This is a genomic window from Plantibacter sp. VKM Ac-2880 (assembly GCF_015351235.1).
Lineage (GTDB): Bacteria > Actinomycetota > Actinomycetes > Actinomycetales > Microbacteriaceae > Plantibacter.
The window spans coordinates 1,126,440-1,152,812 of sequence record NZ_JADKSJ010000002.1 but is presented as its reverse complement, the minus strand read 5'-3'; the positions used below and the strand labels follow the sequence as shown (position 1 = coordinate 1,152,812).

Annotated in this window: 26 protein-coding genes; 15 read left to right on the top strand and 11 right to left on the bottom strand. The window is 69.8% G+C overall.

Translation table 11 applies throughout. The features are described from left to right. Positions 1-4 precede the first annotated feature (4 nt). From ITJ57_RS17475 to ITJ57_RS17460, 4 genes are read left to right on the top strand one after another with little or no spacing between them, the layout of a single operon-like run. Positions 5-1,255, top strand: a complete 1,251-nt coding sequence (locus tag ITJ57_RS17475; RefSeq protein WP_194671266.1) for a Gfo/Idh/MocA family protein — start codon at positions 5-7, stop codon at positions 1,253-1,255. A gap of 23 nt (positions 1,256-1,278) precedes the next feature. Continuing rightward, positions 1,279-2,613 (top strand): sugar ABC transporter substrate-binding protein, encoded by a 1,335-nt coding sequence (locus tag ITJ57_RS17470; protein WP_194671265.1) that lies wholly within the window; start codon positions 1,279-1,281, stop codon positions 2,611-2,613. Then, entirely contained in the window at positions 2,610-3,554 is a 945-nt protein-coding gene (locus ITJ57_RS17465; RefSeq protein ID WP_370582478.1) for a carbohydrate ABC transporter permease, read from the top strand. Before ITJ57_RS17470 ends, ITJ57_RS17465 begins: the two co-directional genes overlap by 4 nt. Further along, positions 3,547-4,476 carry a carbohydrate ABC transporter permease gene (locus ITJ57_RS17460; RefSeq protein WP_194671264.1) on the top strand — a complete coding sequence of 310 codons (930 nt, stop codon included), beginning with the start codon at positions 3,547-3,549 and terminating at the stop codon, positions 4,474-4,476. Before ITJ57_RS17465 ends, ITJ57_RS17460 begins: the two co-directional genes overlap by 8 nt. A 161-nt stretch (positions 4,477-4,637) precedes the next feature. Here the strand turns inward: ITJ57_RS17460 and ITJ57_RS17455 are convergent, their stop codons facing one another. The 6 genes from ITJ57_RS17455 to ITJ57_RS17430 all read right to left on the bottom strand — a co-directional run bounded on the left by ITJ57_RS17455 (position 4,638) and on the right by ITJ57_RS17430 (position 11,420). Further along, positions 4,638-5,834: an acyl-CoA dehydrogenase family protein gene (locus ITJ57_RS17455; RefSeq protein WP_370582477.1), complete on the bottom strand. Its 1,197-nt coding sequence runs from the start codon at positions 5,832-5,834 to the stop codon at positions 4,638-4,640. After that, complete coding sequence (locus ITJ57_RS17450; RefSeq protein ID WP_194671263.1) at positions 5,831-7,018, bottom strand: acyl-CoA dehydrogenase family protein; 1,188 nt, start codon at positions 7,016-7,018, stop codon at positions 5,831-5,833. The genes ITJ57_RS17455 and ITJ57_RS17450 overlap by 4 nt, the downstream gene beginning before the upstream one ends. After that, complete coding sequence (locus tag ITJ57_RS17445) at positions 7,015-7,680, bottom strand: methionine ABC transporter permease (RefSeq protein ID WP_056011000.1); 666 nt, start codon at positions 7,678-7,680, stop codon at positions 7,015-7,017. Before ITJ57_RS17445 ends, ITJ57_RS17450 begins: the two co-directional genes overlap by 4 nt. Beyond that, positions 7,673-8,887 (bottom strand): methionine ABC transporter ATP-binding protein, encoded by a 1,215-nt coding sequence (locus ITJ57_RS17440; RefSeq protein WP_194671262.1) that lies wholly within the window; start codon positions 8,885-8,887, stop codon positions 7,673-7,675. The genes ITJ57_RS17445 and ITJ57_RS17440 overlap by 8 nt, the downstream gene beginning before the upstream one ends. Before the next feature lie 59 nt (positions 8,888-8,946). After that, entirely contained in the window at positions 8,947-9,927 is a 981-nt protein-coding gene (locus ITJ57_RS17435) for a MetQ/NlpA family ABC transporter substrate-binding protein (RefSeq protein WP_194671261.1), read from the bottom strand. A 221-nt stretch (positions 9,928-10,148) separates the two neighbouring features. Continuing rightward, a complete protein-coding gene (locus tag ITJ57_RS17430) occupies positions 10,149-11,420 on the bottom strand; it encodes a hypothetical protein (RefSeq protein ID WP_194671260.1) in 1,272 nt (423 codons plus the stop codon). 142 nt (positions 11,421-11,562) lie between these two features. On the opposite strand from ITJ57_RS17430, the gene ITJ57_RS17425 reads away from it, so the two are divergent. Next, positions 11,563-12,939 (top strand): MFS transporter, encoded by a 1,377-nt coding sequence (locus ITJ57_RS17425; protein ID WP_194671259.1) that lies wholly within the window; start codon positions 11,563-11,565, stop codon positions 12,937-12,939. A gap of 10 nt (positions 12,940-12,949) precedes the next feature. Here the strand turns inward: ITJ57_RS17425 and ITJ57_RS17420 are convergent, their stop codons facing one another. Further along, on the bottom strand, positions 12,950-13,435 hold the full coding sequence (locus ITJ57_RS17420; protein WP_194671524.1) for a MarR family transcriptional regulator: 486 nt from the start codon (positions 13,433-13,435) through the stop codon (positions 12,950-12,952). A 47-nt stretch (positions 13,436-13,482) separates the two neighbouring features. Here ITJ57_RS17420 and ITJ57_RS17415 point away from each other — a divergent pair, with 47 nt between their 5' ends. Next, positions 13,483-13,725: a hypothetical protein gene (locus tag ITJ57_RS17415; RefSeq protein WP_194671258.1), complete on the top strand. Its 243-nt coding sequence runs from the start codon at positions 13,483-13,485 to the stop codon at positions 13,723-13,725. Positions 13,726-13,831: 106 nt separating this feature from the next. Continuing rightward, the gene (locus ITJ57_RS17410; protein WP_194671257.1) at positions 13,832-14,842 is read left to right on the top strand and encodes a DUF418 domain-containing protein; all 1,011 of its coding nucleotides are present in this window, start codon (positions 13,832-13,834) and stop codon (positions 14,840-14,842) included. Between the two features lie 36 nt (positions 14,843-14,878). Here the strand turns inward: ITJ57_RS17410 and ITJ57_RS17405 are convergent, their stop codons facing one another. Further along, positions 14,879-15,682 (bottom strand): NAD(P)H-binding protein, encoded by an 804-nt coding sequence (locus ITJ57_RS17405; protein WP_194671256.1) that lies wholly within the window; start codon positions 15,680-15,682, stop codon positions 14,879-14,881. A 79-nt stretch (positions 15,683-15,761) separates the two neighbouring features. Between ITJ57_RS17405 and ITJ57_RS17400 the strand changes: the two genes are divergently transcribed. From ITJ57_RS17400 to ITJ57_RS17390, 3 genes are all read left to right on the top strand, one after another. Beyond that, positions 15,762-16,175: a helix-turn-helix domain-containing protein gene (locus tag ITJ57_RS17400; protein ID WP_194671255.1), complete on the top strand. Its 414-nt coding sequence runs from the start codon at positions 15,762-15,764 to the stop codon at positions 16,173-16,175. A gap of 182 nt (positions 16,176-16,357) precedes the next feature. Then, the gene (locus ITJ57_RS17395) at positions 16,358-17,866 is read left to right on the top strand and encodes a hypothetical protein (RefSeq protein ID WP_194671254.1); all 1,509 of its coding nucleotides are present in this window, start codon (positions 16,358-16,360) and stop codon (positions 17,864-17,866) included. Between the two features lie 23 nt (positions 17,867-17,889). Further along, positions 17,890-19,272 carry an LLM class flavin-dependent oxidoreductase gene (locus tag ITJ57_RS17390; RefSeq protein WP_194671253.1) on the top strand — a complete coding sequence of 461 codons (1,383 nt, stop codon included), beginning with the start codon at positions 17,890-17,892 and terminating at the stop codon, positions 19,270-19,272. Positions 19,273-19,451: 179 nt separating this feature from the next. Here ITJ57_RS17390 and ITJ57_RS17385 read toward each other — a convergent pair whose 3' ends face one another. From ITJ57_RS17385 to ITJ57_RS17375, 3 genes are all read right to left on the bottom strand, one after another. After that, complete coding sequence (locus ITJ57_RS17385) at positions 19,452-20,708, bottom strand: acyl-CoA dehydrogenase family protein (protein WP_194671252.1); 1,257 nt, start codon at positions 20,706-20,708, stop codon at positions 19,452-19,454. A 185-nt stretch (positions 20,709-20,893) separates the two neighbouring features. Beyond that, the gene (locus tag ITJ57_RS17380) at positions 20,894-22,180 is read right to left on the bottom strand and encodes an acyl-CoA dehydrogenase family protein (protein WP_194671251.1); all 1,287 of its coding nucleotides are present in this window, start codon (positions 22,178-22,180) and stop codon (positions 20,894-20,896) included. Next, complete coding sequence (locus ITJ57_RS17375) at positions 22,177-23,652, bottom strand: LLM class flavin-dependent oxidoreductase (RefSeq protein ID WP_194671250.1); 1,476 nt, start codon at positions 23,650-23,652, stop codon at positions 22,177-22,179. Before ITJ57_RS17375 ends, ITJ57_RS17380 begins: the two co-directional genes overlap by 4 nt. A gap of 193 nt (positions 23,653-23,845) precedes the next feature. Between ITJ57_RS17375 and ITJ57_RS17370 the strand changes: the two genes are divergently transcribed. The 5 genes from ITJ57_RS17370 to ITJ57_RS17350 all read left to right on the top strand — a co-directional run bounded on the left by ITJ57_RS17370 (position 23,846) and on the right by ITJ57_RS17350 (position 26,359). Continuing rightward, positions 23,846-24,382, top strand: a complete 537-nt coding sequence (locus ITJ57_RS17370; protein ID WP_194671249.1) for a TetR/AcrR family transcriptional regulator — start codon at positions 23,846-23,848, stop codon at positions 24,380-24,382. Next, complete coding sequence (locus tag ITJ57_RS17365; RefSeq protein WP_194671248.1) at positions 24,379-24,741, top strand: multidrug efflux SMR transporter; 363 nt, start codon at positions 24,379-24,381, stop codon at positions 24,739-24,741. The genes ITJ57_RS17370 and ITJ57_RS17365 overlap by 4 nt, the downstream gene beginning before the upstream one ends. After that, complete coding sequence (locus ITJ57_RS17360; RefSeq protein ID WP_194671247.1) at positions 24,738-25,064, top strand: multidrug efflux SMR transporter; 327 nt, start codon at positions 24,738-24,740, stop codon at positions 25,062-25,064. Before ITJ57_RS17365 ends, ITJ57_RS17360 begins: the two co-directional genes overlap by 4 nt. Positions 25,065-25,111: 47 nt before the next feature. Beyond that, on the top strand, positions 25,112-25,723 hold the full coding sequence (locus ITJ57_RS17355; protein ID WP_194671246.1) for a GNAT family N-acetyltransferase: 612 nt from the start codon (positions 25,112-25,114) through the stop codon (positions 25,721-25,723). Between the two features lie 123 nt (positions 25,724-25,846). Next, positions 25,847-26,359 carry a hypothetical protein gene (locus ITJ57_RS17350; RefSeq protein ID WP_194671245.1) on the top strand — a complete coding sequence of 171 codons (513 nt, stop codon included), beginning with the start codon at positions 25,847-25,849 and terminating at the stop codon, positions 26,357-26,359. Positions 26,360-26,373: the final 14 nt, after the last annotated feature.

The following is a 26,373-nucleotide window of genomic DNA, read 5'->3' as shown; positions in this document are numbered from 1 at the left end:
TCGAGTGAGCAACGCACCAGCCACCACCCCCACCGGGCTCCGGGTCGCCGTCATCGGCACCGGTCAGCGCGCGTACATCGCGGAACACGTGGCCGCGAGCCCGACGCCGGCGGCGATCGTCGCAGCGGTCGACACCACCGAGATCGGCCGCAGCCGCGCGCGGCAGATGTTCGGCGACGACCTCGACGTCTTCGACTCCCACCAGGCGCTCATCGCGCAGGGCGGCGTCGACGCCGCGATCGTCACGACCCCCGACTGGACCCACAAGGAGATCGCGGTCGACCTGCTGCGCGCCGGTATCGCCGTGTACCTCGAGAAGCCGCTCGCGATCACGCTGGACGACGCCGATGCCGTGCTCCAGGCCGCCTACGAGTCGCGGACACCGCTCTACGTCGGACACAACTTCCGGCACGCGGCGGTCGTCCGGCTCATGCACGAGATCATCGAGCGGGGCGACATCGGGGCGGTCAAGTCCGTGTGGGTACGCCACTTCGTGGGCAACGGCGGCGACTACTACTTCAAGGACTGGCACGCCGACCGCTCGCGCGTGAACACCCTCCTCCTGCAGAAGGCGAGCCACGACATCGACGTGGTGCACTTCCTCGCGGGGGCCTACACCCGACGCGTCGTCGCGATGGGCGACCTCGCCGTGTACGGCGACGTCGAGGACCGCGAAGACCGCAGCGGCCAGACCATGGCCGACTGGTTCTCCTACGACAACTGGCCGCCCGAGGCACAGCGCGGACTCAACCCGGTGGTCGACGTCGAGGACGTCTCGATGATGCTCATGACGCTCGAGGGTGGGATCACCGCCAGCTACGAGCAGTGCCATTTCACCCCCGACTACTGGCGGAACTACACCGTCATCGGCACGCACGGCCGGCTCGAGAACATCGGTGACACCGCCGGAGGGACGGTCAAGGTCTGGAACCGTCGACGCACCTGGAGCACCGAGGGTGACGCCGAGTACCCGATCGCGGGCGTCGAGGAAGGGCACGCCGACGCCGACGTCGACACCATGAACGAGTTCCTCGCCTTCGTGGCCGACGGGACCCCGACGACGCTGTCCCCGGTCGCCGCACGGCAGGCGGTCGCCGCCGGTGCGCTCGCCGCGCACTCGCTCCGGAACGGTTCGATCCCGCTCGACGTGCCTCCCCTCGACCCGACGCTCGTCGAGTACTTCTCCTCCCTCACCACCAGCACCGCGACGCCTTCCCGCACTGCACCGCACTCCCTCGACGCCGCCACCCGGTAGCGCACCTCGAAAGGACTCCCGTCATGCCTTCGTTCTTCACGAACCGCACCTCATCACCCGGTGGCCGCGCCCGTCGCCGAGCCGTCGTCAGCGGCATCGGCCTGCTGGCCGCCGCAGCCCTCACCGCCGGATGCAGCACCGGGGGCGGCGGCGCGACCGGCGGCGAGTACGCCGCAGCCCCGAAAGACCTCAAGGCCGAGATCACCTACGGCGTGTGGGATCAGGCCCAGGTCGCGGCGATCGACGCCAACATCGAGGCGTTCAACGAGGTCTACCCCGACATCACCGTCAATGTGAACGTCACGCCGTGGGCGTCCTACTGGTCGAAGCTCCAGACGCAGGCCTCGAGCGACACGCTCCCCGACCTCTTCTGGTTGAACGGCCCGAACTTCCAGGTCTACGCGGCCAACGGCAAGATCGAGCCGATCACCGGCGCCGTGAAGGCGGGGGACATCGACCCGAAGAACTACCCCGAGGCCCTGAACGAGCTGTACTCGCTCGACGACACGCAGTACGGCGTGCCGAAGGACTTCGACACCGTGGGCGTCTGGGTCAACACGGCCCTGTTCGAGCAGGCCGGCGTGGCCCTGCCCGCCGACGACTGGACCTGGGACGACTTCGACACCGCAGCACAGACGATCTCGACGAACCTGAAGGACCAGGGCGTCTACGGGGCCGCCGGCGGTATGGACGGCCAGACCACGTACTACAACACGATCCTGCAGGCGGGTGGCGAGGTCATCAACGCCGACCAGACCGAGTCCGAGTACGACAGCCCTGAGGCACAGGCCGGGCTCCAGTTCTGGACGGACCTCATCGCGAACGGCTCCTCGCCCAACATGCAGCAGCTGACGGACACCCCGGCCGACCAGTGGTTCACCTCCGGCAAGGTCGCCATGTACTGGGGCGGCAGCTGGCTGCGGCCACTCATCGGCGAGTCCGACGTCGCCGCCACCACGCAGGCCTTCCCGTTGCCGATCGGCAAGGAGCAGGCGACGGTCATCCACGGCGTCTCCAACGTCGTGGCCTCCGCCAGCAAGAACAAGCAGGCAGCCCAGGCGTTGCAGGTCTTCCTCGCGAGCGAGGAGGCCCAGCAGCAGCAGGGCGACCTCGGTGCCGTCATCCCCGCGTTCACCGGCACCCAGCAGTCCTTCGTCGACTCCTACCCCACGATGAACCTGCAGGTCTTCCTCGACGCCCTCGACTACGCCAAGCCGCTGCCGGTCTCGGAGAACACCGCAGCCTGGAACGCGCTCGAGGTCGAACTCCTGCCCGAGGCGTTCAGCGGCGACAGGCCCGTCTCCGACGTGGCGAAGGACATCGCCGAGCAGATGAACGCCGCCCTGGCCAAGAAGTGACCGGTCAGACCGTGATGCGCACCCCGTCGGCGCCGCTCTCCTCATCGAGAGCGGCCCGGCGGGGTGCCGCCCGCGGCGACGGTGCCTGGCCGTGGGCGTTCGTCCTCCCGCTCCTCACCGGCATCGGCGTCTTCTTCATCTGGCCGATGATCCAGACCGCCTACTACTCGTTCACCGAGTGGGGCGTCTTCGGCGGGACCACGTTCACCGGCGTCGAGAACTACGTGCGACTGTTCGCCGACCCACGGCTCTACGCCTCGCTCGGCAACACCCTCATCTACACGGCCGTCGTCCTCCTCGGCATCCCGATCGCCGTGTACCTCGCCAGCCTGCTGAACCTTCCGGGCCTCCGCTTCGCGAGCTTCTACCGGGTGCTCTTCTTCCTGCCGTACGTGGCGATGCCGACCGCCGTCGCGATCGTGTGGCGCATCATCTTCAACGGCGACTTCGGCATCCTCAACTACACGCTGTCGCTCGTCGGCGTCGATGGTCCGTACTGGATCAGCACCCCGGGCACCGCGATGTTCGCCGTCGCCATCGTCGGCCTCTGGTCCTCGCTCGGTTTCTCGATGATCATCCTGGCCTCCGGCCTCAAGAACATCGCGCCCGAACTGTACGAGGCGGCCGAGCTCGACGGGGCGACCCGGTGGCGTCAGTTCCGCTCCATCACCGTGCCGTTGCTCACCCCGAGCATCTTCTTCGTCACGATCATCACGGTCATCTCGAGCTTCCAGCTCTTCGACCTGCTGTACGCGATCCTCGGCAGCACGAACCCGGTGCTCCCGAAGAGCATGTCGCTCGTCTACTTCTTCTACGACCAGGGCTTCGTCCAGAACGACAAGGGGTACGCCTCAGCCATCGCGATCGTGATCTTCCTGATCATCGGACTGGTCACGCTCCTGCAGTTCCGGCTCCAGAAACGATGGGTGAACCATGACTGAGCAACTCACCGCGACGGCGCCGCTCACCACTCGCGCCGTCACCGTCCCGGGATCCGGCCGACCGACCGCTGCCTCCGCCCGCCGCCGCGACGCCGGTCGTCCCGGCCAACGGCGCGGGTCCCACGTCGTGGCCCACATCGTGCTCGGCGTCGGCGGCCTCATCATGGCGTTCCCGTTCATCTGGCAGATCATCATGTCGCTCTCGACGAACGCGGAGGTGCAGAGCGTGGTCCCCACGTTCTGGCCGGCGGAACTGCAGTGGCAGAACTACGCCGCCGTGTTCGAACGGCTCCCGTTCCTCGATCAGCTGCGCACGTCGATCCTCATCACGGTCATCCGGACCATTGCGCAGATCGTCCTCTGCACCATGGCCGGGTACGCGTTCGCCCGCATGCGGTTCCGGGGGCGCACGATCCTGCTCGCCGTGACGCTGTCGATCCTCATGGTGCCGTCGCAGGCGTACCTCATCTCGCAGTACCAGATCGTGCAGGGCTTCGGCTGGTTGAACACCACGCTCGGCATCGTCGCACCCGGGCTCTTCAGCGCGTTCGGCACCTTCCTCATGCGGACGGCGTTCCTGAACCTGCCGACGGAACTCGAGGAGGCCGCCCGGATCGACGGGGCCGGACCGTTCCAGATCTTCTGGAAGATCATGCTCCCGCTCGCGAAGCCGAGCATCAGTGTGCTCGCGATCACGACGGTGCTGTGGTCGTGGAACGAGCTCCTCTGGCCGCTCGTGGTCTCCACGTACGCCAACTCGATGCCGCTCGCCGCCGGCCTCGCGACGCTCTCGAGCGACAAGACGACGGACTACCCGGTGATGATGGCGGCGTCGATCCTCGCCATGGCGCCGGTACTGATCCTGTTCATCGTGCTGCAGCGCCGGGTCATCGACGGGCTCGCGTTCTCCGGACTGAAGTAGTCCGCCCCCGGTCCCTGAGCTCGTCGGAGGCGAGAGCCGCCCTTCGACAGGCTCAGGGACCGCCCTTCGACAGGCTCAGGGACCGCCCTTCGATAGGCTCAGGGACCACCCTTCGACAGGCTCAGGGACCGCCCTTCGACAGGCTCAGGGACCAACTGGCGTCAGGCCTCGCCGGTGCTCCACCAGGAGGCGATCGGCGTGCCGTTGACGAGGTGGTCGCCGATCGCCCTCGCCTTGAACCGGGCCGGGTTGTGCGAGGCGATCGTGCGCGCGTTCCGCCAGTGCCGATCGAGCGCGAGGTGCGTCTCGACGGCGCTGGCGCCACCCACGTCGAACAGGGCGGTCGCCGCGTCGAGCACCGCGGGCAGGATCACGAGTTGTGCTCGGGCCGTGGCGAGCTCGACGGCGGCGAGCTGCACCCGGGCCCGTTCCGGGTCTCCAACGAGGATCGCCCGGCTCGAACGGTCGAGCGCGGTCGTCGCCGCGGCCAGCGCCGCGTCGGCCGCGAAGGACTTCGCCGACAGCTCGCCGACGACCTCCTGCACGATCGGGTCACCCTGAGCGGTGGCGGCAGCTCCGTGGCTGTACGTCCTCGTCCGTGCGCGGACGAACGCGGCGGCGTCGTCGACGATCGCTCGCCCGATGCCGGTGACCGCGGCGAGCAGGACCAGCTGCACGAACGCGCCACCATGTGACGGCCGGTCCGGTTCGCGTCTCATCACGGTCGAGGGATCGACAGCGACATCCGTGAACACCGTCGTGCCGCTGCCCGTCAGGCGTTGTCCGAATCCGGTCCAGTCGTCGATCCGATCGACGCCGGGGGCACCCGTGTCCACGAGCACCGAGACGAACTCGCCGTCCTCCTCGGCCGCGACGCCGACGAGGTCGGCGAACAGCGTGCCGGTGCTGTAGAACTTCGTCCCGTTCAGCCGCAGTCCCTGCGGCGTCCGGGTGAGTCGCGTTGCGAGCGACCCGACCTTGGCGGTCGAACGCTCATGGCTCGCGTTGCCGACGATGGCTCCGTCGGCGAGGCGGGCGAGGCGTGCCTCCCGGTCGTCGGAGGCCGGCGCATGGAGCGTGCGGTCGATGTAGGAGAAGTGGGAGCGGAACAGCTGCGCGAGGTTCGGGTCGCGTCTGGCCAGTTCCGCGAGCAGCTCGAAGAATTCGCCGTGCGTGGCACCCTCACCGCCGTGTTCATGCGGCAGGGTCACCCGGGTGAAGCCGGCCGCACGAAGCGCTTCGACCTCGGCATACGGCAGGCGGCGCTCGCGCTCCCGCTCGACCGCGTCACGCCCGAGTTCGTCGAAGAGCGGAGCGAAGCGGGCGACCAGATCCCGGTCGATCGCCGTCGCGCTCACGACGCCTCTCCGTCCACGGCGACCGACGCCGGTTCCACGTCCGACCGGGCGCCAGGGGCCTCCCACTCGGGCAGGGTGCCGAGCAGTTCGAACTGCCCGAGGGCAGCCGCCCGTTGGACGGCCGGGTTGTGCGAGGCGATCGTGCGGACGTTCCGCCAGTGCCGGTCGAGCGCCGACGCCCGACCGACGGCGGAGGCCCCGCCGACCTCGAAGAGTCGGCTGAGCGCGTCGAGGACGAGCGGGAGGACGATCTGCTGGACACGGAAGACCTCGAGCAGCGTCTCGCGGGCGGCGTCCGGACCGCCGTCCGGCTCGCCGAGGGTCCTGGCGGCGGCGAGGACGAGTGCGCGGGCGGTGTGGACGACGCTGGTCAGCTGACCGACGATCGCCTGCACGAGCGGATCCTGGCTGGGAAGGTGCTCGCCAGCGTGCCCGACCGTGCGACGCCGGGCCCGCACATAGTCGACGGTGTCCTCGAGCGCGCGCTGCGCGATCCCGGCGACCACGCCGAGCAGGATGAGCTGCTGCAGCGCGCCGGTGCGGTGCCATGCCGCCGCGTCGCCGCGGTGGACGACGAGGTCGCGAGGGTCCACCGGCACCCGGTCGAACGTGGTCGTGCCGCTCCCGGTCAACGGTTGGCCGAAGCCGTCCCAGTCATCCACCGAGCGGGTTCCAGGGTCGTGCGCCGAGACGGTCGCTGCGACCCGGTCTGGGCCGTCGAGGGCGGACAGGTGGATCCAGTCGGCGTAGATGCTGCCGGTCGTGTAGTACTTGGTGCCCGTGATCGTCAGGGTGTCGCCGTCGCGGTCGAGGACGGTCTCGAGGTGGGCCGTCGCATGGCGCTCGGACTGCGCGTTCCCGACGAGGTCGCCGTCGCGCAGTCGGGCGAACCAGAGTTCGCGGTAGGCGGTGTCGGGCGAGGCGAGCAACGACTCGACGAACAGGATGTGCCCGCGCCAGACGTGCCCGAGGCTCGAATCCGCGGCGGACAGGGCGATGAGCCGGATGAACAACTGCTCGACGGTGAGCCCCGCACCACCGGACTCCCGCGGGACCCGGACGGCGGCGAAGCCGAGCCGCCGGAGCTCGGCGACTTCGTCGAACAGGAGGCGTCGGTCGGTCTCGCGCGCCACGGCGCCGCCGCAGAGTCGGGCAAGGAACGCGTCGAAGTCGGTGTCGTTCATCGGTGCAGCACCCGCTTCGCGAGGACGTTGCCGAGCAGTTGCGCGAGCTGCACGAGGACGACGAGGGTGATGACGACGAGGCCGACGACGATCCAGTCGAACCGCTGGTAGCCGTAGGTCATGGCGAGGTCGCCGAGCCCACCGCCACCGAGCACACCGGCCACGGCGGTGGCGTCGACGAGGGCGACCAGGATGTACGTGAGGCCGAGGATGAGCGGCCCGAGCGCCTCGGGGACGACGATCGTGAAGAGCACCCGCGCGGGGCTCGCCCCCATGGCGGCGCCGGCCTCGATGGCGCCCGGCGAGACGGCGACGAGGTTCGACTCGGAGACGCGCCCGATCGCGACGCTCGCGACGAGGATGAGCGGGATCGTCGCCGGCAGCGGCCCGAGCCCGGTGCCGAACACGAGCCGCGTCAGCGGGATGAGCGCGATCGCGACGATGAGGAACGGCACCGGTCGGATCACGTTGATGATGAAGTTGAGGACACCGAACACGAGGCGGTTCTGCAGCAGGTTGCCGGGACGGCTCGCGTAGAGGAGCAGGCCCAGCAGGATTCCGATGACGGTCGCGACGGCGAAGGCCACGGAGACCATCAGCCCCGTCTCGCCGATGGCCTTGAGGAGACGGGGGAAGAACGCCTCCGGGTCGAAGTCACGCATGGGTGTGCTCCTTCAGGATGGTGGGGTGCTCGGCGTGCCCTTCGACAGGCTCAGGGACCGGGCTCTGGGCGTCAGGGACCGGGGTGTGGGCGTCAGGGACCGGGGTGTGGGCGTCAGGGACCGAGGGGCGGGCGTCAGGGACCGGGGTGCGGGCGGCAGGGACCGAGGAGTGCGGCGTCGGCCCCGGGTCGATGGCGGTGACGGTCGCCGTGGCACGGAGCCCGTCGATGGCGGCGTCGACGCGGTCGTCCGGGCCGAGGAGTTCGACCGTGAGGCTGCCGAACAGTCGGCCCTGGAGCTCGTCGACCCCGCCGAACACGACGTTGAAGTCGATGTCGTTGTCGCGCGCCACCCGCGAGAGGAACGGGTGGTTGGTGTCGCGGTCCTCGACGTGCAGCTGCACGAGCCGACCGTGGTGCACGGCCCGGATCTTCGTAAGCACCTCCTCGGAGGGGATGTGGTGCAGGACGGAGGAGACGAACCGGCGTGCGGTCGCCGTGCGAGGTGCTGAGAACACCTCGTAGACGCTGCCCTGCTCGACCACCTGGCCGTCCTCCATGACGGCCACCCGGTCGGCGAGTTCGCGGATGACGTCGATCTCGTGGGTCACCAGCAGGATCGTCACCCCGTACTCGGCGTTCACCCGTCGGAGCAGCTCGAGGACTTCACCGGTCGTCTGCGGGTCGAGGGCGCTGGTCGCCTCGTCGGAGATGAGGATCTCCGGGCGCGTGGCGAGGGCACGCGCGATGCCGACGCGCTGCTTCTGCCCACCCGAGAGCTGCGAGGGGTAGGCGAGCGCCTTGTCGCTCAATCCGACGAACGCCAGGAGTTCTTCCACGCGGTCGAGGATCTCGGCCTCCGGCACCTTCGCGAGCTTCAGCGGGTAGGCGATGTTCTTGTAGACGGTGCGTGACTCCAGGAGGTTGAACTGCTGGAAGATCATGCCGATCCGTTGACGTGCCGTGTAGAGCGCCGATCCCGTGAGCGCCGAGATCTCGAGTCCTTCGACGACCACCCGTCCGGTCGTCGGGCGCTCGAGGGCGTTGACGGTGCGCAGGAGCGTCGACTTGCCGGCACCGGAGTAGCCGACGATGCCGAAGATCTCACCTCGCTCGACCGTCAGGTCGACGTTCCGAAGCGCCTCGAAGGCGCGGCCCTGTACCTCGAACGTCTTGCTGACGTCCTCGAAGGTGATCGCGGTACTCATAGTTGCTCCTCTCACGGGAGGGCCGCCCGGGAGACCCGGGCGGCCGCTGCCTGGTCGTCCTATCCGGCTTCGGTCTGGAGCTCGGCGAGCTTGTCGCGGAGCTCCTTCACCGGTACCTGGACGAGGATCGAGTTCCCGGCGAACTCGTCGTCGAGGGCCTCGGCGACGCGCGGGTCGGCGTAGGTCTCCTCGAGGATCTTCCAGGCCGGGTTGTCCTTGTCGTCCTCACGGGTGGCGACGACGTTGACGTAGGGCAGGTTCTTCTCGGAGAGCGAGTCGTCGAGGAAGAGCGCGTCGTCCTTCGTGATGTTCTGGCTGGGGTCGAAGTACGAGGTACCGACGACGACGGCGGCGAGCGACGGGTCGTCGAACTGCTGCGGGATGCTCGTCGCCGGCAGCGGCACGAACTGGAGGTTCTTGTCGTTGACGGTGACGTCCTCGACGGTCGGGAAGTTGCCGGCGTCAGCGGCGATCTCGATGAGGCCGGCCGCAGCGAGGATGTTCAGTGCGCGCCCACCGTTCGACGGGTCGTCCGGGATCGCGACCCGGGCACCGTCGGCGAGGTCCTGCACGTCGCCGAGCGTCTTCGAGAAGATGCCCCACTGCGTGATGACCGTCGAGAACACCGGCGTGAGGTCGGCGTCGTTCTCCGCGTTGAACGCTGAGAGGTAGAGGATGTGCTGGAACGCGTTCGCGTCGACGGTGCCGGCGACGAGCTCGGTGTTCGGGAGCACCCAGTCCTTCACATTGACCCACTCGACGTCGAGCCCCTTCTCGGCGGCGACCTCCTTCACGGCGTCCTGGAACTGGGTGTCCTCGGAGACGGCGATCTTCACGCTGAGTCGTTCGGCGGATGCGCCGGATCCGGTCGCAGCGTCGGCGGCGCCGTTCTGGCCACCGATGACGACCGAGACGGCGATCGCGATGGCGGCGACGGCGACGGCCGCGATCCCGCCGATCAGGATGGTGCGACGCTTCCGTTTGCCGGCGGCGATCGACTCCCGCAACTCGCTCGGTCCTGGTCCGGTGTGCTCGGTCATGAGTGGTCCTCGAATCTGTCTGTGGGTGCACTGGTGCGTGCACGGGGACAGTCTCCACAGGTGTTCGAGACGACGCTCGTCACGTTACCGAGGGTGGGTCACAGTTCGAGATGAAACGTAAACGCCGGGCGCTCGACGACGGAACGACCTACACTGCGGCGCGTCGACGAGCCCGACGGCGGCGGCTTCCGGCGACCCGGCTCCGTCGGCTGCGGGCGTACTCAGCCGAGGTCGTACCGTGCGAGGGCGTCCGCGTCCTGGGCGATCCGCGACGCCCGGCGGGCGGCGTCGAGCGCCTCGACCGGATCGTCGGCCGCGGCCGCTTCGGCCAGCGCGAGTTGGCGCTTCGCCTCGGCGAGCCGGGTCCTGGCGTCGGCACCCACCCGGTCGCGGTGCGCCGAGATGACGTCGGCCGCGATACGGAGGTTGCTCTCGGCGGTGAACATCGCCCCACGCATCGCCTCACGGGCGTTGTCGAGGCGCCGTCGTTCACTCCGAGCCGTCGCGAGGGCGGCGTCCAGCTCGATGTCGGCGGCGCGCACCGTCTCGAGGCGTCGAGCGGGATCCGGCAGGATGCGCTCGCCGTCCGGCGACGTCGCCGACTCGGCCTCGAGGAGGGCACGGTTCGCGCGGTCGATCGCTCCGGCCATGACGTCGGCGGTCTCCGGTCGCTCCGCCGACTCGCGGAGCTCCGTCGCCTCGGCGACGACCGTCCGGAGCTCTCGGGCCGCCGCAGCGAGCTCGGCCTCCGCGGCACCGATGCCCGCGAGTGCACGTTCGACGGCGTCGAGCCGGTCCTCCGCCTGCTGCAGCTCCCGACCGAGGCCGTGGAGTGCCGCAGCGGTCGGGCGCCCGTCCGTGATCCGCTCGGCCGCGTGCCGCGCGTCCTCCGCCGCCTGGTCGACCGTCGTCTGTGCGGTGCGACGGAGCACCCGGGCGTCCTCGACGGCGCTCGCCGCGTACCGTTCGGCGGCCGAAGCGATCGCGAGCCCGGTCGTGGTCAGCCGTTCGCGCGCTCGGTCGATGCGTCGCTCGAGGTCTCCGAGGAGCTCGGGGGCGGAGCGCTCGGCACCACGTCGCTCGGCGAAGCCGCGCAGGCGGGCGGTGAGGGTGCGTTCGACGTCCTCGCAGAGGTGGACGATGCGTTCGTTCCACTCGCGCCGCTGCCTCTCGGTGTCGGCGATCTCGTCCTCGAGCAGCTGGCGCAGTCGGAATGCCTCGCCGAGTGCAGCCCGCGCCGAGGCGACGTCGGCGGCGTATCCGCGTGCGGCCTCGCGTCCGAACTCGGCCTCGGCGAACCCGACCTCGTCCTCGGCCTCGCGGACCGCGTCGTCGGTGCGGACGAGCGCGATCCCGGCCCGTCGGTGGAGGTCGTCGATCGACGCGATCGGGGTCTTCGGGTTCCGTCGGCGCAGGAAGGCGAGGAGGAGCCAGACGATGATGCCGACGCCGCCGAAGACGATCAGCGAGGGGAGCCACCACAGGTCGTCCATGGTCTCCAGTCTACGAACGCGGGGCGGAGGATGGGCTGGGAGGGGGCGCTGCGAACGGCGGGCCGTGCGGGTCGTTCCGACGCCTGTCGAGCTTCCTCGCCCCGGCGCCTGGAGCGTCGGAACCCGGGTCTACGCTGAGGCCATGACCCGCCAGCAGCGCCTCGTGCTCACGATCGCGATCCTCTCCTCGTTCGTCGCGTTCCTCGACGGCTCGGTCGTGAACGTCGCGCTGCCCGCGATGACGAAGGAGCTCGGCGGCGGACTCATCGTGCAGCAGTGGGTCGTCGACGCATACCTCATCACCCTCGGCTCGCTGATCCTCCTCGCGGGGTCCCTCTCGGACGCGTTCGGGCGCATCCGCATCCTCCGCATCGGGCTCATCGGCTTCGGCGTGACGTCGATCCTCTGCGCGCTCGCGCCGTCCGCCGAGGTGCTCATCATCGCCCGCCTCCTCCAGGGTGGTGCGGCGGCCCTGCTCGTGCCGAGCTCGCTCGCCATCATCATCTCCACCTTCAGCGGCGTCGCGCAGGGCAAGGCGATCGGCACCTGGACGGCGTGGACGGGGGCCGCCGGCATCACCGGTCCGCTGCTCGGCGGGGTGCTCGTCGACACCCTGTCGTGGCGGCTCATCTTCGCGATCAACATCATCCCGATCCTCGTCACGCTGTTCCTCATGATGCGCGCCGACCGGGTGCCGGAGCCCGAGCGGCGTCCGCGCATCGACGTCGTCGGCGCCGTGCTCGGGGCGGTCGGGCTCGGTGGTCCGGTGTTCGCCCTCATCGAGCAGGAGCGCTACAGCTGGGACAGCCCCATGCTCCTCGTGCCGCTCATCGTCGGTGTCCTCTCGTTCATCGCCTTCCTGTGGTGGGAGCGCCGGCACCCCGATCCGATGCTGCCGCTGTCGTTGTTCCGCGTGCGCAACTTCGGTTTCGGCAACATCGCGACGGTCTTCATCTACGGTGCGTTGTCGCTCGGGTTCTTCGCGATCGCCGTGTTCATCCAGCAGACGGCCGGCTTCAGTGCGACCCTCGCGGGGATCGCGACGCTGCCGCCGACGCTCGTCATGCTCGCGCTGTCCTCGTGGTTCGGCAAGCTTGCCGGCACGCATGGACCGCGCCTGTTCATGACCCTCGGGCCGATCGTCGCGGGCGTCGGGTTCCTCCTCATGATGGGGGCCCAGCAGGAGCTCGACTACTGGCTGCAGCTGTTCCCCGGCATCCTCCTCGTCGGCCTGGGGCTCGCGATCACGGTCGCGCCGCTCACCTCGGGCATCCTCGGGTCGATCGACCCGGCCCATGCCGGCATCGGCTCGGCCGTGAACAACGCGGTGTCGCGGGTGGCCGGACTGGTGACGATCGCGCTCGTCGGCATCATCGCCGGTGGTGCGCTCGGCGTCGGTGGATTCTCGCGGGTGGTGCTGGCCACGGCCGTCTTCATGTTCGTGGGCGGCCTGGTCTCGTTCGTCGGCATCCGGAACCCCAAGGCCGCTGCGGAAGCTGCGTCGACCCCCTCGGCCTGACACCGGCCGATCAATTCGGTTCGACGGTGGTCCCCGTGACGGCCGGGGCCGTGGTCGCCGCACCGATGACCGCGTGGAGCATCTCGCGGAGCTGGGTCAGATGGTCGGCGTCCATCCGCAGTTCCTGCATCACCCGGTGCGGGATGGCCTCCGCCTGTACGCGGAGCTCGCGGCCGGCGGTCGTGAGGGAGACGTCGAGGACGCGCTCGTCCAGTCGACTGCGGTCGCGACGGACGAGCCCGGCCGCCTCGAGTCGCTTGAGGAGCGGCGACAGCGTGGCCGGCTCGAGCTGCAGTGCGCCGCCGAGGTCTTTGACCGACCGCGGGCTGTGCTGCCACAGCGCGAGCATCACCAGGTATTGCGGGTGGGTGAGCCCGAGGGGCTCGAGGATCGGACGGTAGAGCGAGATGACGCTTCGTGACGCGACGGCGAGGGCGAAGCAGACCTGGTTCTCGAGTTGGAGGAGGTCGTCGGTCGTCGTGGCGGTGGATTCGATGGCGGTCACGGTCCCATCGTACCCAAATGATTAGTACACTTACCAATATGAGTGAGAAGCGATCCTTCCGGGAGTCCGTCCGAGAGGCGGGCGGCCTGTACGGCTGGGTGAACGGGCGGATGTGGAAGGTTCTCGGGCCACCGCCGCTCGGCCCGTACAACGAGGAGCCCCTGCCGCCGTCGGCGCAATCCGGGTGCCCGATCTGCGGGCACGCCATGTCCGAGCACATCGTCGACCGCACCACCGGCCCGCGCACGCAGCTGCACTGCCCCAAGTCGCCAGCTGCCTGACGTCCGTCCCTCCGGATGGACTGAAATCATCCTCCGGTCGCATGCGCCTTCCCGGGCGACCTGCTGTACTACTGATATGCCTCATACTGCTCCTGGTAGCCCCACCATGCCCAGTCCATCCGCGACTGCGACGGTCTCGCCTGCTCGTCGGTGGCAGCTCGTCGACGCACTCCGCGGCTTCGCGCTCGCGGGCATCCTGTTCGTCAACGTCCCCGACATCACCCGACTCGGTCAGGACATCCCCTTCGACCAGCGGCACACGACCACCATGGACCTCGTCCTCGAGTTCGCCGTGCAGACCCGGTTCGTCCCGATCTTCGCATTCCTCTTCGGCATGAGCGCCATGTTCGTGATCCAGGGTGCGCGCAGACGCGGTGTGCACCCCCTCCTCCCGATGCTGCTCCGCTACCTCGCGCTGTTCGCGATCGGGTTCGCGCACGCCTACGTCTACCCGGGCGAGATCCTCCGCGAGTACGCGATCTGCGGTCTGCTCATGCTCCCGATCGTCCTGTGGGCGCCCCGCTGGGTGACCCTCGGTGCCGGTATCACCCTCACGGTCGCCGCCTACGCCCTCACCGGTGGCGGGCTCGCCTCGCTTCCCGGTCTCCTCCTCGCCGGTGCCGGCGCGGCCGCCTACGGGCTGCCCAAACTGCTCGACGCGGGCGGGCGCCCGGTGTGGATCGCGTTCGCCGCCGCAGTGGCGCTCGCCGTCCCCGCGCTGTGGTGGCAGACGACCCAGCCGGGCGACCCCCGCTTCACGAACGCCGGCGGCATCGCGGGCGGTGTCCTCGCGGTCGTGTACGTGACCGGGTTCGCCCTGCTCTGGCAGACGCCGGTCCGTCGCGCACTCGCCCTCGTCTTCGAACCGCTCGGGCGGATGGCGCTCAGCAACTACCTCGGTGCCTCCGTCGTCCTCGCCCTCGTCGCACTGATCGTGCCCTTCCGCGAGTTCGACGACCTCGCGCTCGTCAGCCTCGGCGCGCTCGTCCTCATCGCGATCCAGTCCGTGATCAGCCGCCTCTGGCTGCGCCGGTTCCAGTACGGTCCGATCGAATGGCTCTGGCGGATGGCGACCTGGCGTCGCGTGGTCCCGTTTCGGAAGCCCGCGCTCGTCTGAGGCGCATCCCCGCGTTGGCCTCCCGGGGATCGGTGGTCACGGCGTGGGCACCGCGACGGAGGCCGCTGCCACCGGCACGGTGTCGGCCGGTTCGCGACCGAGGAGGTCACGGAGATCGTCGCCCGTTCCCGCGAGGAACCCATGGCGGACCGCACTGAAGATCGACAGCAGCATCGGCGGTTGGAACGGTTTGAGCGGAACGTGCTTGAGCGCCTCCCGGCGTTCGGCGAGCGAGGTCGAGTGGAATCCGACGCCCAGGTGATCGGCCACCTGACCGGCGGTGATGGGGTCGCCGACGAGGTCGTACCGGCGTCCGACGTGGTCGCCGGGCGTCATTGCGACGACGGCAGCGGCCTCGGCGAGGTCGGCTCGGGTGACGGCGGCGAGCGCCCCGTCACCGAACGCCGAGCGGAGTGATCCGCCGGACCACTCCAGCAACGAACCGAAGAGCTCCGCATACAGGCCGTTCCGGAGGACCGTCCAGGAGAGCCGGCTGCGTTCCAACCGCCGCTCCGTCCACCGGTGCGCGAGCGCGAACGCGAGGTGGTCGCCGGCCGTGGTGAGGCTCGTGTAGACGAGGTGCCGGACCCCGTCGCGTTCGGCCGCGGCGATCGCCGTCTCGTGGCGGGCGATCACGACGTCGTCTTCGGCCTCGCCGGCCGAGACGAGCACGAGCGTGTCGATACCCAGGAAGGAGACGCTGCCGGGGTCGTCGAAGTCGATCCGTCGGGCATCGGCTCGCCCGCTGCGGTTGCTCGCCAGGGGTGCGGCGCCCCGAGCGGTGAGTGCGTCGAGGATGGCGCTGCCGAGTTGGCCGGTGGTTCCGGTGACGAGGATCATTTCAGGGCGTTTCGGTGTTCAGGATGATGACTGGGACGAGTCTGCGATCCCGGCCCGACACCCACAAGAAGGCACTTGCATGTCACTCACGCACACCGCGGTAACCGCCGACCTCGAACCCTGCGGCAAGGAGGGGCACCCGGACTGCGGCATCCGCGACGTCCTCGACCGCATCGGCGACACCTGGTCGGTGCTCGTCGTCGTGGAACTCGCGTCGGGCGAGCGGCGGTTCCGTGAGCTGCAGCGCGCGATCGACGGGATCTCCCAGCGGATGCTGACGCTGACCCTTCGTCGACTCGAACGGGACGGCCTCGTCGAGCGGACCGTGTTCCCGACGGTGCCGGCGCAGGTGTCCTACGCGCTCACCTCTTCTGGCGCAGCCCTCTCCCACCTCGTCAAGACGCTCGCCGACTGGTCGCTCGAGCAGCGGCCGGCGATCACGGCGTCACGCGCGGCGTACGACGCGGCGCACCCCGGTCACCGCATCCGATGACCGCTGTCGCGCGACGCCCGTCGCCGAACTCATCGACACCTCGTACCGGCAGGTCGCCCTCAAGCGTGCCCGACGCCCGCTCGACGCCCGCCGACGGCGAAGACGACCTCGCTCCGCCGGGTGACGGCGTGCCAGACTGACGACCGGGGGAGCCGTGCGCTGCGGTTCGAGGACGGGGAGCTGTGAGCGACGACGGATCCGGGACGCGGATCGCCGATCCCGAGCCTGACGCGGCGTCGTCCGGCAGTCCGACGCCGGCCGGTCGAGCAGGGGCCGGAAGCCTCACCGTGGGGCTCTCGCGCATGAGCGCTTACCTGCGACGCAGCGCCGTGCTCGCCGCAGCGACGACCGTCGTGGTCTCCGTGGTCGTCGGTGTCATCGCCGCGTGGGGGATCCTCGACCGGCAGATGGACTACCGCGACGGGTACCGGATCACGGGAGGTGGCAACCCTGCGACGTGGTCCGACGCCGTCTCCTTCTCACCGGCGGGCGAGTGGTACAGCGTCCTCGGCACCATCGGCACCTCCCTGTGGTTCGCCCTCGCGGTCGTGCTCCTGCTCGTGCAACCGGCGACCGAGCTCGGCGGACGCTGGGCCAGGTCCCGCGGATTCGGTGCGTTCTTCGGACTCGTCCCGGTGGCCGTCGTCGGCCTCGCGATCTGCGTCATCGCAGCGGTCAGGATCGACGGGAGCAATTCGCCCGGTTGGCTCGTGGGTTGGACCTCCTTCGGGACCGTCGTGTGGTTGGCGGTGGTCTACGGGCTGCCGATCCTGCTCGTCGTCGCGGCGATCGTCGGCCTCGCGAAGCTCGCCGACCGCGGGAGGCGGCGTCGGTTCCTGCTCGTCCTCGGTGCTGTCCTCGCGATCGCGGTCATCGCCGGATCACTCGGGTTCCTCCGCCCGCCCCCGCTCCAGCCGGTGACAGGGCCACCCGTCGGCGGGGAGGCTGCGGCGTTCACGCAGGCCCTCGAACCCCTCGACGGCGTGGCGTCCGTCGACGTCGTCGGCGCGGGGGCCACGGTCCTCATGGCCGCCGGCGCCGGTGCCGACGAGGTGCTCGCCGCCGCCCTGGCCGCGCGTCAGGTCTCGGAGGAGCAGGCCGCCGCAGCACAGGCCGCCGAGGTCCAGCCCGCCATCGTCATGGTCGTCCTGGCCCGCGAGTCGAGCGGCACCGATCAGGCCGTCGACGACCCGCAAGCGGCGCCCTGGCGGTTGCAGCTCGTCCCCTCCGAGTTCCCGGCAGACACCCTGCCCACCCAGGTGGATCGGGTGCTGCGGGCGGAGGCGCTCGGGATCCAGATGGTCATCACGGGCGATCGGCCGGCGATCACCGTCCCCTCGATCGCCGCGTTGCCGGGCGTCGTCGCCACCTTGGCCGAGATCGCCCCCGACGGAGCCTACGTCTCGGTCCCGGAGCGGTTCTCGATGGTCTACGACCCGCTCGACCTGAGCCCGGCGATGGTCGACGCGATCGTCGGGGTCGTCGTCGCGAACCCGAACGCGGAGTTCGAACTCACCGCACAGCCGAAGCTCTACGTGAACCACGTGACCCCCGAGGCCGCAGCCGCGATCGACGCGATCCTCCGGGACCCGGCCCTCGCCGGGACGAGCCCCTCCGGGTATCCCGCCGAGTACCAGATCCACACGATCGGCCCTGACGGCGACGTGTACCTCGAGGGCACCTTCGGCTGACGGCCTGCCGGTAGCGTGAGGGGATGACCTCCGAGCAGCCCACCCGTCTCCAGTTCGGCGCCTTCGTGATGGACACGGGGTCGCACATGCAGCACGGTCTGTGGCGGCATCCGGACGCCCGGCAGCACACCTTCGATGACGTGCAGCTCTGGGTCGACCTCGCGAAGACGCTCGAGCGCGGACGTTTCGACACGATCTTCTTCGCCGACGTCGTCGGCGTCTACGGCGGGGCCGGTGCGTCGTTCGACGTGAACGCCCGCGAGGGCATGCAGCTGCCGAGCAACGATCCGTCGATGCTGCTGTCGGCGCTCGCGATCAGCACCGAGCACCTCGGACTCGCCTTCACCTCGTCGATCCTGCAGGAGCACCCGTTCACCTTCGCGCGGAAGATCTCGACGATCGACCACGCGTCCGGCGGTCGCGTCGGCTGGAACATCGTCACGAGTTTCCTCGAGAACGCGGCACGCAACTACGGCCTCGACCGCCTCGTCGACCACGACGAGCGGTACGCGTGGGCGGAGGAGTACGTCGAGGTCGTCGGCAAGCTGTGGGAGGGGTCCTGGGACGACGGCGCGCTCCTCGCCGACAAGGCCAGCGGCGTCTTCGCGGACCCGACGAAGGTGCACCGCATCGACCACGTCGGCGAACGGTACCGCGTCGAAGGTCCGCACCTGTCGTCGCCGTCGCCGCAGCGCTCGCCGTTGCTGTTCCAGGCGGGCTCGTCGGGTGCCGGCAAGGCGTTCGCCGCGAAGGTGGCCGAGGTGCAGTTCATGATGGCGCCGAGCATCGAGGCCGCCCGGGCGTCGGCGGAGTCCACGCGCGCCCTCGTCGCGTCGACCGGCCGCGACCCGCGCGACGTGAAGTTCTGGCAGGCGATGTCGTTCATCGTCGGGAGCACCGAGGAGGAGGCGAAGCGCATCGAAGCCGAGTACGAAGAGTACCTCTCGGCCGACGCGTTCCTCGCCCACTCCAACCTCGGAACGGACCAGGCGACGGGGAAGCCGATCGACCCCGAGACGCCGCTGAAGGACGTCGAGACGCAGGGCGGCCACAGCATGCTCGAAGCGCTCAAGGCCCTGTCACCCGATCGCGAACCGACGGTGCGCGACCTCGCGAAGCTCACGGCGAAGCTCCGCGGACGCGTCGTGGGGACGCCCGAGCAGATCGCCGACCACCTCGCGGAATGGCGGGCCGCGGGGATCGACGGCATCAACGTCGCCAACTGGATGATCCCGTCGAGCTACGAGGTCTTCGTCGACGAGGTCATGCCGGTGCTGCAGGAGCGTGGGCTCGCGCAGCGCGAGTACGCCCCGGGGACGCTCCGGGAGAAGCTGTTCGGCGCCGAGCCGACGCTGCCCGAGACCCACCCGCTGCGCGCGTATCGCGGGGCGTTCGCCGGGCGCTGAGGCCGGAGGGGTCCTTCGACAGGCTCAGGGACCGGGTGGCTTGGGTTTGGAGGCAGGGCGGCGGTCCGCCAGGTGGGCCCTTCGACAGGCTCAGGGACCGGGAGGGTTGGGTTCAGGGACCGGGTGGTCTGGGCTCAGGGACCGGGTGGCTTGGGCTCCGGAGGCCGGGTGACCGCGGGTCAGGGTGCGGCGGGCGCGTCCGCCTTCGCGGTGCCGACCGCCCAGACGAAGGGCGGCGGGGTGCCGTTGATCGACCAGTCGCCGACGATCCGCGTCTTGTAGATCACGGGGTTGTGGGAGGCGACCGTGCGCGCGTTCCGCCAGTGCCGGTCGAGGGCGTTCGTGCGGCTGACCGCGGAGGCACCCAGCGTGTTGAAGAGCAGCGTCGCCGAGCGGGGGACGAGCTCCGACAGCACCACCTGCGCCTGCGCCGAACGGATCTCGGCCTCGATGTTCGCGTGCAGGTCGTCCGCGGAGTCGCGCTCGGCGGCGGTGATCGATGCGCGCTCGATGGCCGCGGCGACCCCGAGGACCGTCTGCTTCGCGACGAACGCGATCGACGAGATCTCGCCGACGACGGCCTGGATCTGGCCGTCGTCCTTCACGAGCGGCGCGAGCCCGTGGCTGTAGACGCGAGTGCGGGCCCGGATCTGCTCGCCCGCCTCCCGCTCCACTGCGGCCGCGATACCCGCGTGCACCGCGATGAGCACGTGCTGGTACAGCGCCGTCTGGTACCGGAAGCGGTCGCTGAACGCGTGCACCTGGTCGGCGTCGACGACGGCGTCCTCGAACACGATCGTGCCGGTTCCGGTGAGCTGCTGGCCGAAGCCGTCCCAGTCGTCGGCGATCGAGACGCCCGGCTGGTCGGTGCGCACGAGCACGGTGACCTCGGTGTCTGCCTGCCCCTCGACGACGAGACGCGCGGTCGCGTCCGTCCAGTCGGCGTAGATGCTGCCCGTCGTGTAGAACTTGCGGCCGTTCACGACGTAGCCGCCGTCGCGCTCGGTGACGACCGTGCCGGACACGCCCAGCGCGCCGGAACCGACCTCGCTCCAAGCGTTCCCGACGATCTCACCGGCGACGAAACGTTCGAGCCAGGCCCTGCGCCGGTCGCTCGGCGCGGCGACCAGCTGGTCCTCGACGAGGGCGATGTGACCGCGGAAGATCTGCGGCAGGTTCGAGTCGGCGGCGGCGAGTTCGATGAGCAGCTCGGTGAACTCGGGGAAGGTGAGGCCCGAGCCGCCGAACTCGGTGGGGACGCGAAGTGCGCCGAAGCCGGCGGCGGCGAGCTGCCGCACCTCCTCTCGCGGGAGCCGGTGCTCGAGCTCGCGCTCGACGGCACCCGCCTGGATCTCCGCGAACAACGGCAGGAGGCGCTCGCGGGCGGCCGCGAAGCCGACCGGGCGGGCGGTGGAAGTGGTGGGTGCGGAGGACATCTGGTTCCGTTCCGTTGGTGGCTGGTGGCCCTTCGACAAGCTCAGGGACCGGGTGTGGTGCTCAGGGACCGCGGTCCCTGAGCCTGTCGAAGGGCGGACGATGGACGCGGTCCCTGAGCCTGTCGACGGGTGGACCACCGACCCGGTCCCTGAGCCTGTCGAAGGGCAGGGCAGGGGTGGGCGACCTAGGTGTACAGCGAGATGGGCTGCAGCTCGCCGTTCAGGTGGTTGGCCCCGACCTCGAGCTTCTTGTAGTCGACCGGGTCGTGGAGGGAGTGCGTGCGCACGTTGCGCCAGAACAGGTCGAGGCCGACGGACGCCTTCGCCGAGCTGGAGCCGGTCACCTCGAAAATGCGGTTCGAGACCTCGATGCCGAGCTCGGTCGACACGACCTTCAGCTTCGCGATCTCGATGGCGATCGCGCCACGGTCGGCCGCCGTCACCTCGGCACCGCGAGCGATGATGCGGTCGAACCGGGCGTTGGTGCGGTCTGCGAGTGCTTCGACGGCCGCGATCGAGGAGACGAACTCGCCGACGACGCGCTGCACGAACGGGTCGTCGCGGTAGGTCTCGGCGTGGCTGAGGAACCAGGCGTTCTTGCGGGCGCGGACGAGCTCGGTGCCCTGCGCCAGCGCCCCCTCCGCGATGCCGAGGTAGAGGTTGCCGAAGGCGAGCTGGATGCCGGGCGTCACGAGCGAGGAGAACGGTTCGTCGCCGACGGTGCCGAGGATGTCGGCCTGCTCGACGAGGACGTCCTCGAAGCGCACCGAGCCGGACGCCGACAGACGCTGGCCGAGCGCGTCCCAGTCGCCGAGGTAGGCGATGCCGTCGCGGTCGTGGTCGAGGACGAACTGGAAGATCGTGCCGTCGTGGTCGCCGCCGCGGACCACGGCGTTGACGAGGATGACGTCGCCCGCCGAGGCGCCCGTGGAGAAGCGCTTGAGGCCGTTGAGGCGGAAGGCGTCGCCGTCCTGCGTGAGCGAGAGGTCGGGATCGGTCGGGTTGACCGAGTCGCCCCAGATCCAGCGACCCGCGACGGTCTTCCGGTGCCACTCGGCCTGCGTGGCCGGGTCCGCGGTGAAGCCGATGTTGCCCGCGTTGATGTAGTGGTACGCGAGCAGCTGGCCGATCGAGGCGTCCACCCGGGAGAGGATGCGGATGACCCGGAAGGCGCTCTCCCAGTGCCCGCCGCCGCCACCGAACTCGGCCGGATCGAGGAGGTTGACGAGCCCGGCGTCGCGGAGGAGGTCGAGTTCGTTCGTGGGGTCGAGGTTGGCGCGGTCGCGCTCGAGGACGTCGACGGCGAGCCGGGTGGCGACCTCGGTGGCGACGGCGTCCCAGTGCGCGAGCTCGGCCTCGTCGGCGTTGCCCGACCAGTACGTGCGCCCCTCAGGGGCCGAGCCGGTGGGCGGCTCGGTGCCGTGATCCCCGGTCACTGAGCCTGTCGAAGTGCTGATCGTGTCGATGCTCATGCTGAGGCTCCTTCGGTGGCGTAGGCGTTGTCGTCTGCGGCGTCGGCGTTGTCGGTGTCGAAGAGGGAAGGTGCGGTGTCGTCAGCGGCGGACGGCTGCCCGACGTACGCACCGCGGTACCGGTGGGCCGGGTGCCACTCGGGCACGACCGGTGAGCCGGTGCCGTTGAGGCGCCCACGGAGGGTGCCCTCCGGGTACTCGTCCCACACCCGGCCGCGGCGACGGAGTTCGGGCACGAGGAGATCGACGACGGCCTCGAACGTGCCCGGCGTGATGACGTAGGCGAGGTTGAACCCGTCGGTTCCGGCCACGTCGATCCAGCGCTCGATCTCGTCGGCGACCGTCGCCGCGCTGCCGACGAACACCGGGCCGATGCCGCCGATGCCGATGTAGTGGGCGATGTCACGCGGGGTCCACTCGCGGTCCGGGTCGGCGAGTGTGAAGATCGCGAGCGCGGACCGGGCGGCGTCGGTGTCGACGTACTTGAGCGGCTTGTCCGGGTCGAAGGAGGAGAGGTCGAGGCCGGACCAGCCGCCGTAGAGCGTAAGTGCGCCGTCGAGGGAGACGTACTGCTGGTACTCCTCGTATTTCGCCTGCGCCTCCTCGTCGGTCTCGGCGACGATCGCGGTGGCGAGGGTGAGGATCTTGACGCTGTCGCGGGGCCGACCGAGGGCTTCGGCGCGGTCGCGGATGTCGTCGGTCGTCTTGCGCGTCAGCTCGGGGACGAGCCCGTTGATGAAGACGGCTTCGCCGTGGGTCGCGGCGAACTGGCGGCCGCGGGCGGAGGCGCCGGCCTGGAAGATGACGGGCGTGCGCTGCGGCGACGGCTCGGAGAGGTGGATGCCGGGCACCTGGAAGTGCTCGCCCCGGTGGTCGATCGGGTGGACCTTCGTCGGGTCGGTGTAGACACCGTTCTCGCGGTCGATGACGACGGCGCCGTCCTCCCACGACCCCTCCCACAGCTTGTAGGTGACGTCGAGGAACTCCTCGCCGATGCCGTAGCGGTCGTCGTGCCCGATCTGCTGGGTCAGCCCGAGGTTGCGGGCCGCCGAGTCGAGGTAGGAGGTGACGACGTTCCAGCCGATGCGCCCCTTCGTGAAGTGGTCGAGCGTCGAGAACCGGCGGGCGAGCGCATAGGGCAGTTCGTAGGTGGACGCGACCGTGACGCCGAAACCGAGGTGCTCGGTCGCCTTGGCCATGGCGGACACCTGGATGACCGGGTCGCCGACGGGGAGCTGCGCGGAGTCGATGAGTGCGGGCGCGGAGGAGTGCCGGTAGACGTCGTAGATCCCGACGACGTCGGCGATGAACAGGGCGTCGAAGGTGCCGCGCTCGAGCAGTTTGGCGAGGTCGATCCAGTAGTCGATGTCGTTGTAGCGGTGGGCGTCGTTGGCCGGGTGCTTCCACAGGCCCGGGGCCTGATGGGTCACGCAGCTCATGTCGAACGCGTTGAGGATGATGCGCTTGCTCACAGGGATACCACCGGGTCGTCTCGTCGAGGCTGGGTCCGGCGGCCGGTCACGGCGCCGTCCAGCACGACGGTACTCGCGGGCTCCGAAGCTCGCGAGGGCCCCGAAACAGAGCGTCACATGGTGCGCCCGAGCCGTCGCGGCACTCGGCTGCTTCTCAGCATTACTTTACCTTACGTGCGCTAAAGTAACTTGCATGAGACCCAGTGCACGGAACGAGATCCTCGACGCGGCCGTCCGCGTCGTCGACGCCTCAGGCGAGGCGAACATCACCTACGAGGCGGTCGCCCAGGAGGTCGGCCTGACGAAGGCCGGCCTGCGGTACCACTTCCCCTCACGCGACGCGATGATGATCGCGGTCATCGAGCACGTCGTCGGCCGCTGGCAGCGGGAACTCGTCGAGGAGCTCGGAACGCCGCTCGAGGAGTCCACCCTCGAGGAGCGGGTGCGGGCGTTCGTCACCTTCGCCGGAGAGGGCGGCGCGACGCAGGGGGAGTTCGTCGTGTTCGCCGAAGCCGTCCGTCGGCCGGAACTCGCGGCACCCTGGCTCGAATACCTCCGCACCTGGTTCGGCTTCGGCGAGGACACCGACGCCACCACGCTCCTGCTCGTCTGGCTCTCGGCCAACGGACTGTGGCTCGCCGAAGCGACCGGCATCCTCGAGATCGGACGTGAACAGCGTGCCGACCTCGTCTCCCGGCTGCTCGCGCTCGCGGGAGGTGGTTCCCGATGAAAAAATGGCTCATCCTCTCCGGCGCCATCCTGCTGGAGGTCATGGCGACGCTCTCGCTGCGTGGCGCGATCGACGACCCGCGGTGGGTGATCCTCGCGGTGATCGGCTACTCCGGTTCCTTCATCGCGCTGTCCCTACTGCTCCGCATGGGGGTGCCGATCGGGGTCGTCTACGGCATCTGGGCGGCCGCCGGCGTCGCGCTCACCGCGGTGCTCGCCTCCGTCGTGTTCGGTGAGCAGTTCACCCTCCCGATCGGGATCGGCATCGCGATCGTGATCGCCGGGGTGGTGCTCGTGGAGACGGGCCACGGGCCTGAAGCCGCGAAACCCGCCGCATCGACCGAGGAGGTCGGCGCATGATCTGGTTGCTCCTGGCCGGTGCCATCGTCACCGAGGTCACCGCGACGCTCTCCCTCCGCGCCTCCGAGGGCTTGCGGAAGAAGCGCTGGATCGCGCCAGTCGTCCTGTCCTACCTCACGGCCTTCGGGCTCCTGACGATCGCCCTCGCGAACGGGATGCCCGTCGGCATCGCGTACGGCATCTGGGCCGCCTGCGGTGTCGCGCTCACCGCGATCGGTGCGCGCGTGCTGTTCAAGGAGAAGCTCACCCCGCGCATGATCGTCGGCATCGGCCTCATCGCCGTCGGCGTGCTCGTCATCGAACTCGGATCGCAGGCCCACTGACCCGCACCGCTCGTCGCTCCACAGCCCTCCCACCCGAACGGAGTCCCATGTTCACCATCGCCCCCGCCTCACCCGCCGACCTGGAGGAGGCCGCGGCCGTCCTCGCGACCGCCTTCCGACAGGACACGGTCACGTCCACGCTCGTCTCCGGTTCCGACCGCGGGCGACGGCTCGCCCTCCTGTTCCAGGCGATGCTGCGCTCGAGTGCGGCGTCGAGTAGCCGCGTCGATCTGGCCCGCCGTGACACCGACGGCGTCGTGCTCGGTGTCGCCGTCTGGGAGACGCCGGACTCCCGTCACTCCGTCCTCGACCAGGCGCGGCAGTTGCCGATGTTCGTCCGTGCGCTGGGGCTGGGCGGACTGCCCCGAGCCCTGCGCCTGCAGCGGACGCTCGCACAGCACCGCCCGGCCGAACCGCACTGGTACCTCGCACAGATCGGCGTGGGCGACGGCGCTCGCGGAGCCGGTGTCGGGGGTGCGCTGCTCGAATCGCGGCTGCGTGCCATCGACGCCGCCGCGCTCCCCACGTATCTGGAGTCGTCGAACGAGCGCAACCGCGCCTTGTATCGGCGGAGCGGATTCCGGAGCATCGGGTCGATCACGGGCATCCCGGGCGTGGCGCCGGCCGCGATGTGGCGGGACGTCGTGCGGCCGGCCTGAGCGGTTCGGCCCGAGCGCGGTCGTGCACGGGTGGGGACCCCTACCCATTGAGTCGCTGGCCGGTCTGCGCCATCCTCGTCGTGGGTGGAACAGCCCGCAACCGACAGCCTTTGGGGGGCTCCTGTGGACAGCAACACACTCGCGATCATCGCCATTCTCGTCCTGCTCGCGATCGTCGGGTTGGGGGTGTTGAAGGGGCTCGGGCGTCGGAAGATCCGGGAGGCCGGCGAGAACAAGCAGGCCAGGATCCCCGCGACGCTGCAGGAGTTCGGCCGGTCCGTCGTCCTCGGTACCGACGCCGCGAGTGCCGTCGCGCTCGTCGAGGGTCTGCCGAAGAGCCGCTTGAAGTCGCTGCGTCCTGGGGTCTGGGGGCTGAACCAGATCTCGAAGGAGGACGCCGTCATCGAGGTGTGGCCGGTGGGATCCGGATCCGAGGTGCTCGTCACCTCGCTCGAGGAGCACTTCGGGTTCCCGCAGGGCCTCGACGGGTGGCAGAAGTTCGCCGCTCAGCTGGAGGCGGCCGCGACGGCGCAGGGCGTCTCCGTCCAGCGTGGTGCCCGCACCTTCCAGTACCAGCCCGCGCCCGCCAACAGCCTCGACCACGGCCACTGGGTGCTCACCAAGGTCGTCGCGTAGGGCCAACGGCCTCA